This window comes from Brachyspira hampsonii 30446 (assembly GCF_000316195.1).
Taxonomy (GTDB): Bacteria; Spirochaetota; Brachyspiria; order Brachyspirales; family Brachyspiraceae; genus Brachyspira; species Brachyspira hampsonii_C.
Genome location: NZ_JH994111.1, coordinates 867,701 through 884,471, shown reverse-complemented (window position 1 = coordinate 884,471; position 16,771 = coordinate 867,701). Strand labels below are relative to the sequence as shown.

15 protein-coding genes are annotated in these 16,771 nt (G+C 26.4%); 7 read left to right on the top strand and 8 right to left on the bottom strand.

Features of this window, described 5'->3' with window-relative positions; translation table 11 throughout:
• Nucleotides 1-123: 123 nt before the first annotated feature.
• Nucleotides 124-687 carry a hypothetical protein gene (locus tag A966_RS08755; RefSeq protein ID WP_008724725.1) on the top strand — a complete coding sequence of 188 codons (564 nt, stop codon included), beginning with the start codon at nt 124-126 and terminating at the stop codon, nt 685-687.
• On the opposite strand, the gene rsmA is transcribed toward A966_RS08755, so the two are convergent.
• The 4 genes from rsmA to A966_RS08735 are packed head-to-tail and all read right to left on the bottom strand — an operon-like array spanning nt 684 to nt 3,993.
• Nucleotides 684-1,529: a 16S rRNA (adenine(1518)-N(6)/adenine(1519)-N(6))-dimethyltransferase RsmA gene (rsmA, locus tag A966_RS08750; RefSeq protein ID WP_008724724.1), complete on the bottom strand. Its 846-nt coding sequence runs from the start codon at nt 1,527-1,529 to the stop codon at nt 684-686. The two genes, A966_RS08755 and rsmA, sit on opposite strands and share 4 nt — an antisense overlap.
• On the bottom strand, nt 1,519-3,246 hold the full coding sequence (locus A966_RS08745) for a tetratricopeptide repeat protein (RefSeq protein WP_008724723.1): 1,728 nt from the start codon (nt 3,244-3,246) through the stop codon (nt 1,519-1,521). The genes rsmA and A966_RS08745 overlap by 11 nt, the downstream gene beginning before the upstream one ends.
• Nucleotides 3,243-3,677, bottom strand: coding sequence for a tetratricopeptide repeat protein (locus tag A966_RS08740; protein ID WP_008724721.1), 435 nt, complete (start codon nt 3,675-3,677; stop codon nt 3,243-3,245). The genes A966_RS08745 and A966_RS08740 overlap by 4 nt, the downstream gene beginning before the upstream one ends.
• 10 nt (nt 3,678-3,687) lie before the next feature.
• Nucleotides 3,688-3,993, bottom strand: a complete 306-nt coding sequence (locus A966_RS08735; RefSeq protein ID WP_008724720.1) for a hypothetical protein — start codon at nt 3,991-3,993, stop codon at nt 3,688-3,690.
• Between the two features lie 202 nt (nt 3,994-4,195).
• Here A966_RS08735 and A966_RS08730 point away from each other — a divergent pair, with 202 nt between their 5' ends.
• Nucleotides 4,196-4,855, top strand: coding sequence for a hypothetical protein (locus A966_RS08730; RefSeq protein ID WP_008724718.1), 660 nt, complete (start codon nt 4,196-4,198; stop codon nt 4,853-4,855).
• 17 nt (nt 4,856-4,872) lie between these two features.
• Nucleotides 4,873-5,619 (top strand): hypothetical protein, encoded by a 747-nt coding sequence (locus A966_RS08725; RefSeq protein WP_008724717.1) that lies wholly within the window; start codon nt 4,873-4,875, stop codon nt 5,617-5,619.
• Between the two features lie 349 nt (nt 5,620-5,968).
• Here the strand turns inward: A966_RS08725 and rarD are convergent, their stop codons facing one another.
• From rarD to rnc, 3 genes are all read right to left on the bottom strand, one after another.
• Entirely contained in the window at nt 5,969-6,826 is an 858-nt protein-coding gene (gene rarD, locus A966_RS08720; protein ID WP_008724715.1) for an EamA family transporter RarD, read from the bottom strand.
• A gap of 364 nt (nt 6,827-7,190) precedes the next feature.
• Nucleotides 7,191-7,844 (bottom strand): ribulose-phosphate 3-epimerase, encoded by a 654-nt coding sequence (gene rpe, locus A966_RS08715; RefSeq protein WP_008724713.1) that lies wholly within the window; start codon nt 7,842-7,844, stop codon nt 7,191-7,193.
• Nucleotides 7,845-7,854: 10 nt separating this feature from the next.
• Nucleotides 7,855-8,610 carry a ribonuclease III gene (rnc, locus tag A966_RS08710; protein WP_008724711.1) on the bottom strand — a complete coding sequence of 252 codons (756 nt, stop codon included), beginning with the start codon at nt 8,608-8,610 and terminating at the stop codon, nt 7,855-7,857.
• A 274-nt stretch (nt 8,611-8,884) separates the two neighbouring features.
• On the opposite strand from rnc, the gene pbpC reads away from it, so the two are divergent.
• From pbpC to A966_RS08695, 3 genes are all read left to right on the top strand, one after another.
• Complete coding sequence (pbpC, locus tag A966_RS08705; protein ID WP_008724709.1) at nt 8,885-11,461, top strand: penicillin-binding protein 1C; 2,577 nt, start codon at nt 8,885-8,887, stop codon at nt 11,459-11,461.
• A gap of 76 nt (nt 11,462-11,537) precedes the next feature.
• The gene (locus A966_RS08700; protein ID WP_008724707.1) at nt 11,538-12,287 is read left to right on the top strand and encodes a FecR domain-containing protein; all 750 of its coding nucleotides are present in this window, start codon (nt 11,538-11,540) and stop codon (nt 12,285-12,287) included.
• A gap of 63 nt (nt 12,288-12,350) precedes the next feature.
• On the top strand, nt 12,351-13,487 hold the full coding sequence (locus A966_RS08695; protein ID WP_008724706.1) for an HD-GYP domain-containing protein: 1,137 nt from the start codon (nt 12,351-12,353) through the stop codon (nt 13,485-13,487).
• 4 nt (nt 13,488-13,491) lie between these two features.
• Here the strand turns inward: A966_RS08695 and dxs are convergent, their stop codons facing one another.
• Nucleotides 13,492-15,345, bottom strand: a complete 1,854-nt coding sequence (gene dxs, locus A966_RS08690) for a 1-deoxy-D-xylulose-5-phosphate synthase (protein WP_008724704.1) — start codon at nt 15,343-15,345, stop codon at nt 13,492-13,494.
• A gap of 334 nt (nt 15,346-15,679) precedes the next feature.
• Between dxs and pyrB the strand changes: the two genes are divergently transcribed.
• On the top strand, nt 15,680-16,759 hold the full coding sequence (gene pyrB, locus A966_RS08685) for an aspartate carbamoyltransferase (RefSeq protein ID WP_008724703.1): 1,080 nt from the start codon (nt 15,680-15,682) through the stop codon (nt 16,757-16,759).
• Nucleotides 16,760-16,771: the final 12 nt, after the last annotated feature.

Below are 16,771 nucleotides of genomic sequence, written 5' to 3'. Positions count from 1 at the left end.
AAATATATGTTTAAATATAAAAAAATAATTCAATAATTAAAAATAATTTTTTATTTTTATAAAAAAAATCAATATATTATAATTTCTACTTTAAAAATATATAATATAGTATATAATATTAGTATGGATAAAATATTAAAAAATTTAATTAATACTCTGATAATAATCTCAATTATATTATTATTTTCTTCATGCAGTCAAAGAACTAAAACTATAACTCTTACAAATATAGCAGTAGATGTGCCTGAAGATTTTAAAGCAGGATTCTTAGATGGTACAGTTGCCATTGATAATACAGTGGCATTCAATGAATCTTATGGAGTAGAAAGAAATACCGCCATATATACTGTTGCATATACAAAATATAAGCCTATATATAATGGAGCTGTAACTTTAGAAAAAGCAAGAAACGATATAGTAAATGGATTAAAAAACAATCAATTTATTAAAGAATTTGAAATAGTTAATGAAGGACCTGTAGAAGGACCAAACAATTCTTATAAAATTTTACTTAGTTTTTACTATGGTCCTAATAAAACTTATCATAAATCTTTTTCAATGGTTCATGAAAACGGACTGCTTCAAATAATATGCATGTACAATGCTAATAGCAAAAAAGATGATAGAGAAATAGAAAATATTATTAAATCTGTTAGAATTGTAGATTCTTCTAATACTAATAATTAAATATATTTTTTTACTATATTGGAAAGTTCTATAACTTTATCTATAGATAGAGTCTCTCCTCTTATATTGCCGTCAATATTTGCCTTATTAAATATTTCATCAATATATGCTTTATCTATATTCAAATATGGTGAGCTAATAAAATTATTTCGTATAGTCTTTCTCCTATTATGAAATAAAGTCTTTGAAACAGATTTAAATACTTCAATTATGTTAATATCAGCCTTTTTAGGTATAATACTAATAACTGATGAAGTAACCTTTGGAATAGGATAAAATACATCTTTTGAAACATTAAATTCCAATTTAATATCAGACATAAAATTCGCAAATAAAGTTAAAGAGGAATAGTTCTCAGTATTTTCTTTTGCTATCAGTCTTTGTGCAAAATCGCTTTGAACCATAAATACAGCATAATTCCATTTATCATAACATTTATATAAAAGCCATTCTATTATAGGACTTGCTATATTGTATGGTATATTTCCATATATATCATATTTTCTTTCCGAATCATCAATATTAAATGTTAGTATATCTTTATGTATTATATTGATATCATTAAACTTTTCTATTAGATGGTTATATAAAGCATTATCATATTCTACTATGGTAAGATTATTTTTATATATAGAATAAAGCATATTGCTTAAAGAACCAAGACCTCCTCCTATCTCTAATGCATATTCAGATCTTGTCAAATTATTTGGTATTGTATTTGCAATATTATATGCTATATTCTTATCGCATAAAAAATTCTGACCTCTATTTTTATTAGGAAATATAGACTTGCATTTCAAATATTCTGTAACTTCTCTTTTTGAATATAAATTATCTAACATCTCTAGGAATTCTGGCCATTTGGAATATAACATATAGTATAAGGAATGCAAATATAATAACAACAATGATAACACTAATCGTTATATGAGATGCCATTAACATTAACATTACAAGATAATTTATTAAAACTTTATAAACTATAACAAATAATAAGGTGCCTAAAATACCTGTAATTCTATTGTAGAAATGAAATTTTTCAGTAGAGGCTGCAAGTCTGAATCTGAATGAATAATATGCTATTATCATAAATAAGAATAAATAAGCTATAGGTTCTATATTCTTAACTAAAAGTTCAAAATTAATATCTTTATCTGAATATCCAATTTTTTTAATTTCCTTTCTTAATGTAAATAGCTCTAATAAATTAACATATTTTAAATCTATAGAAGTATAATTCTTAATAATATTTAATGTACTGTATGATATATTAATAGGAATAACTCTGCTAATAGAATCATTATATATATATTCATTTTTATTAGTATCAAAATAAGCCTTCAATATTATATTTTTAGCATTATTTGTAGAATTAAAAGAATCAGCTATTTTTCCATATAAAAAATTATCACATCTTACAATTTTCAATTCATCATCTAACTCTATAAGTGAAATATCGAATATATACAGACTATTTTTAAATACAGCACTAGTTGCTGAAGACAGCAAAACATTCTTACTTAACATCAAATTTATACCATTATGACTAAAACCAGAGGAATATTTCAATAAATCAGGATTATCAATATACGCATCTCTAACCTCTTGTGCTTCTTTAATAAAGAAATCATATCTGCTTATAGCATCTCTTATAATAGAATAATAGTTATTTATTTCGGCTATATTAGGATAATTCAAATAAAGATCGGAAATATTATCATAAGACCTCCATAAATATCCGCTTTCATACATATCAATAGCTTCTGATAATTTAGCATATATAGATGCTTCCTGAGGAGTAAGATTACCATAATACAAAGGCTTTTTATTCATAGCTATATTAATCCTATTCATATAATACAATGCCATAGGATTATTATTATCCAATTCCAATACCTGACTAAAATATCTGCTCGCTGAATTATAATTAGATAAACTGAACTCTCTAGTACCTAAACTCATTAAATTAGTTATATTATTGAATTTTTCCTTATGAATCTCAGCCTCTTTAAGCATCTTTTCTTTTTGTATAGATTTGATGAGCAGAAGAGTATTTCCATCATTTTTATCATAAAATAAAGCTTCTTCTGCTAAACTAGATGCAGCATCCAAATTTCCTGATATCAATTCTACTCTTGCTGCTTCATATGCCTCATTTTTCAGCTTTAATTCATATTCATAATATAGTTTTGCTTCTCTAATACTGTTATATTCTCTCAGTTTAGAAATAAATATATTAGTGAATGAATAATCGTATACTGCATAAAAACAAACAAGTAAAACAATTAATCCTATAGGATAAGCTATGACCTTTGATATACTTTCCTGATGCCAATATTTAGCTCTAAAAAATGAAAAATAAACTGATAATGCTATTACATAAGGTATATAGCTTTTAAAGAATACTAAACTATACAGAACATAGGTAGAAAGAGCATAATCCTCTCCTTCTCCTCTTCTATACAAAATATATACAAAAAGTATAACAAATATACTTAAAATACTAAGTAATAGAAAACTTATTATAATACTCTTTGTAATACTGCTTTCTTTTTTCATGAGTCTATATTTTCTTCAATAACTTCTATTTCCTCTTCTATAATTTCCTGAGGTTTTAATTTAGGTTTTTCTTCATAAATATCCTGAATAACCTTTTGAGCTAAAATTTTAGGCGATAAAACCGTAAAATTATTCAAAACTATATCAAAATATTCTAAAGCTTCCTCATACTTTTTCTGATAGTAATAGCAAAAACCTATTTCATAATAAGCCCAAGCGACATCTTTAGCATAATTTTCTCTATCAAAATTATCTATTATGTACTGATAATAGGCTATAGCAGTTTTATAATTTTTATTACCGAATTCAGTATACCCTTTTTCAGCTATTATTTTAGGATACTGTTCTTCCTCTACAGAAATTTTAACAGCTGAAGCACATGAAATCAATAAAAAAACAACCGCCGCTAAAAAAATAAAATCTTTTTTCACTAAAAATCCATTATTTCTTTATAGTATATACTTCATCTCGTACAGGCAAACTTTTACGCAAAGTCTTAAGGAAACTTCTCAAATCACCCATTTCCTTATAGTCATCGCATTTTTCTACAGTTCGTCTTGCTACTGTAAAATACTTATACATTTTTTCTTCGCCAAGTTTTTTACGCCATTGCTCTTGGGCACATTTTACTCTTAGCAAATATTGATTACCATCTATACCGCTTACTTTTCTGAATAAAACACAATATCGGCAATTGGCACAATATATACCTGTTTCTGACAATTGTTCGTTTTGTTCTTCGCTCATAAATACTTACCATAAATTATATTTTTTATAATAAGAGTATAACAAACTTTAAAATTAAAGTCAAGATTATAATGTATTAATAGTGTTAATATAAATATAAGATAATCTTGGTAATATTAATAGGAAAATTTCAATTTTTATGAAAAAAATAAAATTATTTTTTATTACTGCTAATTAAAAATATTACGAGAATAGTAAAAGTATGAAAAAAATAATATTAATAATGATTATAATATGCAGTGCATATAGCTACACCTATTCACAAGAGCTAAATTTTCAGGATATATACGAAAAGATAAAGGAAAAATATTCAGAAATGTACCCTAGAAAATTTGAGGCATATATAGATGGTAAAATAGTACAAAGACAAATAGATACTATTCCTGCAAAAAGTTATGTAAAAACTAAAGATGATATAAAATTAAGATTTACTTTTGAGAAAGGATATAAGCCTACAATAATACTTGAAAATGTGGATAGTTTTTATAGAAACATGTTTTCTGTATTTGAGGGAGCTTTGGAAACTATTGGATTTTATACTTTAGTTGGAAATGATAATAATTATAGTTCTATATCCAAAAAATTTACTTTTGAAAATATAGAAGATAAAAAAGATGAATACAAGATAACATTGAGAGCAAAAGGAGAAAATGAGAACTATAGTGTAGCTTACACAGTAAACAAAGAAAATTATATAATAGAAAGAGCCGAATATTATAATAAAAACTCTAGAATATATGATGTAAATATTTCGTATCAGGAAATAGAGGAATACACTTTGCCTAAGACAATTAAATATAAAAGCTCTGACGGAAAAGTTAATTCTGAAATAGAATTTGTTGATATAAAAACTTATAAATAATAAATGGATAGAAAATTATGAAAAAAATATTATCAATTATAACTTTACTAATATTAACTATGCCGCTTTACTCTATTGATGTGCAGAGTTTATTTAATCTTTCAAACAATGGAGAAATTGTTTATTATAAAAGCGATAATATAAATAATGCTGAATATAGTCAGGCTGAAAAATTAAAATCCGAACTTCAAGCTAAAGGATATGAAGTATATTCCATAGTTATTGCTGATGTTCTTCCTAAAGAAGGTAATGAATTTATAGCATTAATGTCTTCTGCTCAGGGAGATAAAATATCTATATACAATAAAGATAATGAAGAATTTTCTTATAAGACAGATAGAATAGGAAAAAATGCCGCTATAGATTTAGAAAATTTTTATGATAAAAAAAATGAAATTGGAATAATAAAATACTATATCATAAATGATGACGGACAGGATAGAGACATATATATGTATATGTTTAGGATAGATGGTGCTAGTATAAAATTCATTGCAGATGTAGTTTTTTATAAAGAAATTAATTCTATGAAAAGCTCTGTTATTACTCAAATGGATAATATCTTTGAAGATATTGATGGAGACGGAATATATGAAATGCTTGTAGAATCGAGAGAGATAGTAGGCGGAAGCAATGAAAGAGTGGAATATCAAATTTACAAATTAAGTAAAAGTAAAGGTAAATATGAATGCATTATGTCATCTTGGCTTGAAGAAACACCTGTAGATTTATCAAGATATTTCAGAAAAAGAATAGAAAAATAATCAGCATATTGTTTAATTAAAAATATTACCTATTATTGTTGCTAAGAAAAATTGGGGTGGGAATTCTAAATAGTTTTTTTAATTTTATTCTAAATCCCACCCTATAGTCTTATTAATTTATTTTAATATTTTAACTTTATTTTTCTTAAATACTTTAAACAAAAAAGCACACCCACCCAAGTGTTATTTAAATTTTTAGAATATCAACCGCACGAATAATAAAAACTAGTTAATAATTTAAACTGAATAATTAACTATATTAAAATAAAAATCTATTTACCGTGCGTATCAATAACAATAAAATATAAAATTATAATTTCATAAAGCAGTTTTGAAATAATTATAATATTTAATTATTTTTATTAGCAGAATTTTTAAATATGGACAAAGCATAAAGAACAGCTGCCAATATTATTATAGCTAAAGTAATAGCCCTATTCAAATTAACTTCTTCTTTATAAACAAAAATTGCAAGCAAAGTAGCAAATAAAGGTACAAAAAACTGAAGAAAACCTAAAGTAGAAACTTGAAGATTCTTTGCTGCCTTAGCATATAAATATAAAGGTATTCCCGTAGCAATCCCTGCAAACATTAAAGCAATCCAAGTATGAATAGGCTGAGAAGATGCCGGGAAATATATTTTACTTAAAATTATAGACGGTATGATTATCGCAGCCGTTTCCAAAAATAAACTCTCCCAACCTGAATATATAGTTATCTTTTTGAATAAACCATATATTGAAAAAGTAAGCCCTATAAAAAAAGCCATTACAGGCGGTTTTCCAAGAGTGATTGTTTGATATATCATACCAATAAACATTAAAATAATTGCCGAATATTCTAATGCTGTTTTTTTCTCTCTAAAAACTATAATACCGATTAATATACTTAAAATAGGTGCTATATAATAAGCAAGCCCCGCTTCAAGAACATGCCCAGAATTAACAGTATAAATATATAAATACCAATTTAACCCTAAAAAAATGCCCGCTATTATTATAGATATTAAAGGCTTAGCACCTCTGTATAAATTTGCTTTTTTATATATAATAATTATCAAAGTAAATACAAAAGTAGTTATAACTCTAATTCCTAAAACAAAAGCAGAATCAAAATTCTGAACAGATTTCCAATAAAGAGGAAGAAGCCCCCACATTATATATGCAGCTGAAGCTAGTAAAATAGATTTATTATTATTGTTTGACATAAATATATCCAAGATAATTTTTTGCATGCAATAATAGAATTTAATAAAAATATTTTCAATACATACTTTTTAAATATTTCAAAAAATTAAATCTTACATTTATTCGTATATTAGACCTGTTTCAATAAAAAATAATTATGTTAATATTTTATTAAAGAGAATTTTCATAAAGTAATTGATTGTCAAAGTGTTATTGCGTTGAAAAAATATTTTTTCTTTTTGATAAATTAAGAAAAATATATAAAAAATACATAATGACAGACCAAGAAAACTATATTTATAAACTATGCTTTTCTTATTCTATATATTTCAAACAGTATATTTCAGATATTTATATCTTTATGTTTATAGCATTTTTATATTTTTAAAATTTATTTCCTCTAAGTTTTTTAATAGTATCTTTTTTATTATCGCTGTCAATTATAGCACTTCCAGCAACAAGGAAATCAGCACCTGCATCAATTACACTATTACAAGTATTAAGATTAACTCCGCCGTCTACTGCAAGAATTATATCTCTATTACCAATCATTTTTTTAGCTTCTTCTATCTTTTTTAATGATGATTCGATAAACTTTTGTCCGCCGAATCCCGGATTAACACTCATAATAAGTACATAATCAATATCATCAATAATAGGCTCTATAACATCAGCTCTAGTATGCGGATTAAGCACAATACCCGCTTTAATATTATGTGCTTTTATTTGATAAATTAATCTATGTATATGAATATTACCCTCAAAATGAACGCTTATAATATCGGCACCAGCCTTAGCAAAATCATCAATATGCTTTTCTGGATTTACTATCATAAGATGAGCATCAAGAGGTATTTTACTTACCTTTTTTATATCCGAAACAACTTTAGCACCAAATGTAATCTGCGGAACAAATACTCCGTCCATTATATCCAAATGAAGATAATCGCTTCCTGCCTCTTCAAGTTCTTTTATAGTATTTTCTAAATTTGAGAAAGATGCTGTAAGTATTGAGGGAGCTACCATAACTCTATTCATAATTTTTCCTTTATTTATTATTAGTTAATTGATAATTTTTATTTTGCCTATTTCTTTTTATAGCACTTCTTACATACTCTATTTTATCCAATGCTTTTTTTGCAGCATTAGTTTCTGCTTCTTTCTTGCTTTTACCTATACCTAAAGCAAATGTTTTATCATTAACATAAACTTCAGCTTTAAACATATCATTATTATTTTCATCATGGAATTCACAAGATTTATATATAGGACTAGTTTTATGTTTTTTCTGTATAAGTTCTTGAAATATAGTTTTATAATCTTTGTCAAAGTTTTCAATATCCAAATTACTAAGTCTTTCTTTATAAGAACGCATAACAAATTTGTACGCACTTGTAATGCCAGAATCCAAATATATTGCTCCGACTATGGCCTCAAATAAATCCTCAAGCATATTGTCTCTATACCTACCACCTGAAGCTTCTTCGCCATGTCCCAAAAGCAGAAAATCTCCAAGTTTAAGCTCTTTTGAAATATCAGCCAAACTCTTTTGAGATACTAAAGAAGATTTAACTTTAGATAATAATCCCTCTTTACTGCTGTTGTATTTTTTAAATAGATAATCTGATATAACAAGAGAAAGCACAGAGTCTCCTAAAAACTCCAATCTCTGATTATATTTCATTTTCTTTTTAGATTCATTAGCATAAGTTCTATGAGTTATAGCCTCTAACAGATAAGCTTTATTTCTAAACTCATAATTTATAGCCGATTGACAATTATTTAAGATTTTATCTATATTCATAACCATATCTGCCTAACAGTATTGTATTTATAATACAATGAATAAAATAACAGTCAAGAAAATAATATAATTTTTTAATATTTTTTAATAAATAAAAAGTCTATATATAATTTTATTTTAAGTTAAACATATATATTTTTTATCATATTTTTAATTATGTATTAAAACATTGTCATACACACATAGTTTTATACACAAAAATATGAAAAATATATAAATCAATATATTTAATATAATTTGACTAATTATTTTTTTATTATAGAATAATTTTACTATGGAAAAAATTATAAGAAAAACGGCTTTAACTATAATATATGCATTGTTATTATCTATAATAGTAATTTCAATTATATTCATACCAAAAGGCTATTATTTTTATAAATATTGCAAAGAATATATAAACAAACCATTTTCAAAAGACGAATTATCCATAAACGAAGAGAGAGCTTTAAAAATATATGACAGAAACTCAATACTAATATCAACTATATTTCCAAAGCATGGCGGATTTTTTGAAGAGGTTAAATACAAAGATTTATCAACAAATTTAATTAATGCTGTAGTAAGTGCAGAGGATAAAAACTTCTTTAATCACAACGGTATAGACTATAAAGCTATAATAAGAGCATTTTTATCAAACTTAATGAGCGGAAAGGTAGTTTCTGGAGGAAGTACAATCACTCAGCAGCTAGCTAAAAGTATAATTCCTCGTGAAAGAACATATATTAATAAGTTCTATGAGGCACTTGATGCAGTAAGACTAGAAAAAAATCTCACAAAAAAAGAAATACTCACTGAATATTTAAATAGAGTATTTTTTGGAAACAACTGCTATGGAGTTGGTGCTGCAAGTGATTTGTACTTTCATAAAAAAGTTAATGATTTAAATAATAATGAATCTGCAATGCTTGCTTCTATAATAAAGTCTGGTACAAAGTTTAATCCTTATAAATATGAAGAGAGATTAAAATCAAGAAGAATATATGTATTAAGCGAAATGAAAAATAATAACTTTATCACAGAAGAAGATTATAATAAAAGTATTAATGAAAAATTAAATATTTATAATGATAAAGATAAATATACTTTCAAAGCTCCTCATTTTACAATGTATGCTAGAGAATCATTAGAACAGTTAAAATATACAGGAGTAACAGAATTAAGAACTACATTAGACTATAATATGCAAAAAGAAGCGGTTTTGGTAATAAGCAATTCAAGTCAGTCTCTTCATACATTTAATGTACGAAATATTTCATGTGTGATACTTAATGCCAAAACAGGAGAAGTGCTTTCAATGATAGGCTCTATGGACTATTTTGATGCAGAAACTCATGGGGCAGTGAATGGAGCAACTGCATTAAGACAGGCTGGAAGTACATTAAAACCTTTTATGTATGCATATATATTTGATAAAGGAGAATCCCCTGCCTCTGTTATAGCTGATATTAAAACTTATATTAATTCCCCGGGGGGAGATTATATACCAGAAAACTTTGACCATAAATACAGAGGTCCCGTTACTATAAGAGATGCATTAGCTAATTCACTTAATATACCAGCTGTAAAATGGCTTGCAAGATACAGTATAAGAGATTTTCAGAATATACTTTTAAAATCTGGATTAAGCTCTATAGATAAAAATCCAGACTATTACGGATATTCTTTGGTGCTTGGAAGTGCTGAAGTTCGTTTAATAGATTTAGCCTCTGCATACACAATATTTCCAAACTCTGGTACATTTATAAATCATTACTCAATAACTTCATTAAAAAAAGCAAACGGAGAAATTATAACACTTCCTAAAAAAACAACTAGAAAAGTCATATCAGAAGAAAGTGCCTATTTAATAACAAGCATACTCTCTGACAGAAATGCAAGAATGGGTTCTTTCAGAAGTTATAAAGGAATAGTATATCCATTTTCTATAGCAATAAAAACAGGTACATCAAAAGGCTCAAGAGATGCATGGGCTGTAGGTTATACTAAAGATTATATAGTGGGTATTTGGCTTGGGGATTTTGCAGGAAGTGAGATGATTAATATAACAGGCGGAAATGGTGCTGTACCTATACTTTATGATTTATTTACTATGCTTAATAAAAGTCAGAAAGAAACTAAATGGGATAAACCAGACACTATAGTAAAAAGAGAAATATGTCTTATAAGCGGAAAACTTAGAGGAGATTTCTGCAAAGAAACAAGAGTTGAAGAGTTCTCACATATAAATGTTCCTAAAGAAGAATGCGATGTTCATAACTTATATATAAAAAATAATTCTGACGGTTCTGTTACAGAAAAAGTTTTTATTAATCTTCCTAATGAATATAATGGCTGGATAAGAGAGCAGCAAATAGAACGCCCTACTTCAGAATGGACAAAGGTTAATAATATATATGCATATAACAGAATGAAAAATAATAATCGAAATAGTAATTTGGAAACTATAAATCAAGAAAAGAGTTTTGATTTAAATTCAGCTGACAGAGTTCAAATGAATGTAAATAATATCAATACTTATAACACTTTATCTGAGATAAAAACTGACAGCGGCATAAATAATATAAAAGAAAGGCTTTCGATAAAAGAGCCTACTGATAACTCCGTATACAAAATAGATTCCACTCTGCCTATAGAGTATCAAAACATATTCATATCATCATACATACCAAAAAATATTGTAACTGCTACACTATTTTGCAATAATGAAGCTATAGCGAATATTAATGACTTAAAAAAAGAATACATAAGATGGAATCTAAAACAAGGTGATTATACTTTTTATATAGAAGCAAAAACTGAAGAAGGAGAAACTGTAAAAAGTCCTTCTGTTAAAATACATGTACAGTAAAAAAAAACAGTATTGATAAATTTTTTAATACCGATAATATTTATAGTGAAATATGTATTTTTATGGAGTTTTATTTATGTTGAATAAAAAAATTATTTCTATACTATTAATGCTTTCTATAGCTTTCTCTTTGCAGTCAGCTTATAAAAGCAATCAATATATGAAAGTTATAGATGTTAAAGGAAGAGTAAAAATATCTTCCCAAAAAGCTATAGTAAAACCTGCACAAAACGGAGATTTATTATTTAGTAAAGATAACATTTCTACAGAAGGAAATTCATCTCTTACTTCATATTTGGAAAGTAATAATATATTCAAAGTTAAAGAAAACTCTTCTTTAAATATAGATGAATCTTATGATAAAACAGGAAATACAAAACTCCATTTAAATAAAGGAGATTTTTTAATAGCAGTTTCATCTAATGCTAAACCAGACTCTATTATAGTTTCTACTTCAAATGCTAATATTAAAGTATCAGGAGTTGCTTCAATATCATACACAAATGGAAACACAAAAGCACAATTCATATACGGAGACGGAGAAATCAATGGAACTAAAGTTAATCAGTTTATGGAAGCTAATATAGATAATTCAAATAAACTATCTATAAAAGATATAGAATTAAATCAAGATTTAACTAATACTATAAATGAAATAATATCAATGCCTTATGTTGAAACTGTAGTTGATGAAAAAATAGATATTAATAATATCAAAAATCAAATAAGTACTGAGACTAATACTGCAGCAGAAACTATAGATTATGTGGGCAATACAAATGAAAATATAACTACATTCATTATTACTAATGAAACAAAAAGATAATTTTTAAATATATAAAAATAATTCCGATATACTATTAATGAAATATTTTAAAGAGTTAGAAAATTGAACAGTAAGACAGAAGAATTTTATAAGAAATTTCAATATTGTATTTCATCTGATAAAGAAATAGCTAAAAAAGAAGAAGAGATATTAGATAATATAATAAATATGTCTAATAAAGAAACAGCATCTTATATGAGACAGTATGCAGCAAAATTAGCTTCTTACAGAAAAAACTTTTTAGATTCAGAAACTGCAGAACTTATATGTAAAATACTCATGGAAATAAGTTTTGTATTAAGAATACAATATATTAATTATTTGAAAGATAAAGAAAATAATACATTAAAAAATGATGATTATGATATAAATAATTTATCTAAAATACTTCAGATTCTTATATCAGAAATAGCGATGATAATATATTCAAAAGAATATGAAACTAATAACATATTTGATAATTTTTATGCTTTAAAATCTAATACTATAATAGGGCATTGCCTAAGAATATTTTTTATGATAATTGAAGCAACTTGCTTCTTCAATAAAAAACTCAGCAAAGGTGCTGCAAATAAAATGAGAATTGACTTCAAAAAAACATACTATAAATTCTCAGAAAGAATATATAAAAGATATAACTTAAACAATACAAATACATTAGATTCAAATGTAAAATTAGGTGTAAGAAAAATAGAAAACAGCACTATTTCGGAAATTGCTATAGGAGTATTAATGCATGATATTTCTTTGGATAAACCCAAAGATTATATACCTATACAAAGCGAAGAAAAAGATAATCATTCGATAAAAGACTATGGGTTTGCTAAATATTTTATGCGTGGTAATGAGGGAGTTGCTTTAACTGTATCGCTTCATCATGAATATTATAGTCATGGATATGGACTTTTTACAGAATTATATAAAGCTGTATTAAGAAGAAACCCTAATCATAAAATAGAATACATAGTATCTTATGATTATAAAGATATATTAACATTGCAAAGTCTTACATATCTTCCTGCCAAAATGCTTGAAGTAATTGATGTTTATGATACTCTTACAATGGGTATGAATAAAACTCAAAAAGAAGCTATTTCTTTTATGATAGAAAATTTCTTGGAAAAAGAGATAATGCTTGACCCTATAATTACAGATATATTTATAGAATACTTAAAAGAAATCAAAAAAGCTAAACTATAATAATTTAAAAATAACTTTTAATAATTTCTTTTATGCCGTCTTTATCCAATTTATAAATTTGTAAAAGCTCATTTCTTGTAGCAACTTCAAAAAACTTATCAGGTAAAGCATGAATTTTTACACTTTTAAATATTTCATTATCAGACATTAACTCCAATATCGCACTTCCAATTCCTCCTTTTTTCATACTTTCTTCTATTATCAAAACTTTATCAGCTTTTCTAATCGTACTTAAAATAGTTTCCTCATCAAGAGGCTTTAAAGTAGAAAGATTCAATATTGAACAATCAAAATTAAGTTCATCAGCAGCATCAGCTATATCAATGAGTGTAGGACCATAACTAATAATAAGGTTTTTTTGTTTATTATATTCTCTTACAATATGTGCCTTTCCTATTTCAAAATTATCAGATACAATATTTTTTTTCAATTCTCTTATAGATGCTTTATTATACCTCATAACTGTAGGACCTCTATATTCTATACATTTTTTTATCATATCCCTAAAATCTTTTTCTCCAACCGGAGCCATAATTGTTATATTAGGTACAATTCTCAAAAAAGATACATCAAATACACCCTGATGAGTATCTCCATCTTCAGGAACAAGCCCTGCCCTATCTATCATAAGTTTAACATTAGCATTCATTATACCAATATCATGTATAACCTGATCATATCCTCTTTGCAGAAATGTAGAATACAAACATACAAAAGGTATTATACCATTTTCAGAAAGTCCTACAGCAAAAGTAATAGCATGCTGCTCGGCTATTCCTACATCAAAGAATCTCTCTTTAAAAAGTTTAGCATATTCAGTCAAACCTGTACCTGATTCCATAGCTGCAGTTATAGCAACAATATTTTTATTTTCTTCAGCTGCTTTTATTATACATTCGCCTGCCAGATTAGAAAAAGTTTTTGAATAGGATTTATTTTTCAATTCTCCTGTTTCTATATTGAAAGGAGCTATGCCATGAAATTTAGCAGGATTTTCCTCTGCTATTTTATATCCTTTACCTTTGATAGTATTAACCTGAACTAATCTGGGACCTCTTATTGATTTTACTTTCTGAAAAGTGCTGATTAAATCTTCAAAATTATGCCCATCAACAGGTCCGAAATATTTAAATCCCATTTCTCTGAATGCAATTCCCGGAGCAACAAAAGTCCTTATAGCTCCTTTACCTCTATCTATAAATTCATTAGCAATATCTCCGAAAGGCAATGCCGATACAAATCCCCTAACCTTCTCTGATGCTTCCTGAACTAAACTATCATTTAATGTTGTATTTAAAAACTTGGATACAGCACCTATATTTTTGCCTATAGACATTTCATTATTATTCAAAACAATTATTATATCTTTATTTGTATTTGCAATATTATTCATAGCTTCCAAAGCCATTCCGCCTGTCATAGCACCGTCCCCAATAATAGCTATAACATCACCCCTAAGTCCTAAAATTTCTTTTGAACAAGCAAGACCGTAAGCAAATGACAATGAAGTAGATGAATGTCCTGTTTCCTCAATATCATGCTCTGATTCTATCCTTTTGGGAAAACCGGATATACCGCCGTAAGTTCTTAAAGTATTAAATTTATCTTTTCTTCCTGTAAGAATCTTATGAGTATATGATTGATGGCCTACATCAAATATAAAAGCATCTTTAGGGGAATCAAACAAATAATGCAGTACCAAAGTTAAATCTACTACGCCTAAATTACTGCCTAAATGTCCGCCTGTATTTGATACATTTTTTATTAAAAATTCTCTTATCTCTGAAGATAATGATTTCAATTCTTCTATATTCAGTTTCTTTATATCAGAAGGAGTATTAACATATTCTAAGTACATATAAAGCCCTAAAATTAAAGTTATAAACTTATATTATAACCATAAAACATTTTATTTCAATATACCAGAAATATATAAATTACAAATTCATGCTTGATTTTTTTTATATACATGATATAATCCTTTCAATTTGTAAAGAACAGGATAAAAAATGAAAAATATATTTCTTAAGCACAGGATAATTTTTTATTTGCACACCTATTATATTTACTTATTTAAATTTACGAATTTGGAATTTTTTAAAAGGAATAAGGTTGTTATCTTTAACAATTTTATTCCTTTTTTTTATGCCGAATTTCAATAAAATAATTAACTATTTTTTAAGGGAGAAATAATGAGGAACTTTATATCTATCAAAGAGTTATCAAAAGAGGAAGTTATTGAAGTATTAGATGTAGCTAAGGAATTAGATAACACTGATAGTAGAGAAAGAAGGAAGATTATGGACGGAATGATAATGACTAGTATATTCTTTGAGCCTTCTACTAGGACAAGATTATCATTCACATCAGCCGCTTACAGATTAGGATGCAAAGAATTAGGATTTGATAACCCAGAACAAAGTTCCATAAAAAAAGGAGAATCTTTAAGAGACACCATAATTATGGTTTCTGCATATTCAGATATTATAGTTATGAGGCATAGTATTGATGGAGCTGCTAAATTTGCTGAAGAAGTTACAAACTGTCCTATTATAAATGCTGGAGATGGTGCTAATGAACACCCTAGTCAAACTCTACTAGATTTATACACATTAAGAGAAGAATTAGGAAGTATAGAAAATAAAAAAATTGCTTTTGTAGGAGATACAAGATATGGAAGAACTGTTCACTCTCTAGTAGATGGCTTAATGATGTTTAATGGAGAGTTTTATTTTATATCTCCTGATGTTATACAAATACCGGATTATGTATTAAAAGAATTGGATAATGCTAAAATAAAATATAAAAAACTTAGCAACTATGAAGAAGTATTAAAAGAAATAGACTGCCTATATATGACTAGAATACAAAAAGAAAGATTTGATGATATTAATGAATATGAAGAAGTAAAAAATGCATTCAGAATATCAAAAGACGATATTATAGGAAAGTGTAAAGATGATATGATAATACTTCATCCGCTTCCAAGAGTTGATGAAATTAATATAGATTTAGATGATACCAAATATGCTAAATATTTTATACAGGCTAGAAACGGGGTGCCTACAAGAATGGCTATGATGGCTTTGGCTACAGATGTTATAAAATCTAAGGTAAAAAGAAAAGAGATGAATTATGAGGTTGTAGAAAATAAAGAAATAGTTTGTCCAAATAATAAATGCGTTACACATTTTGAAGAGACAAAAAATAGAGTTGTGAAAAAGGGATACGGAGATTTCTGTTATTACTGCAATAGAGAAATAGGTAAATAAATTATTAAGATA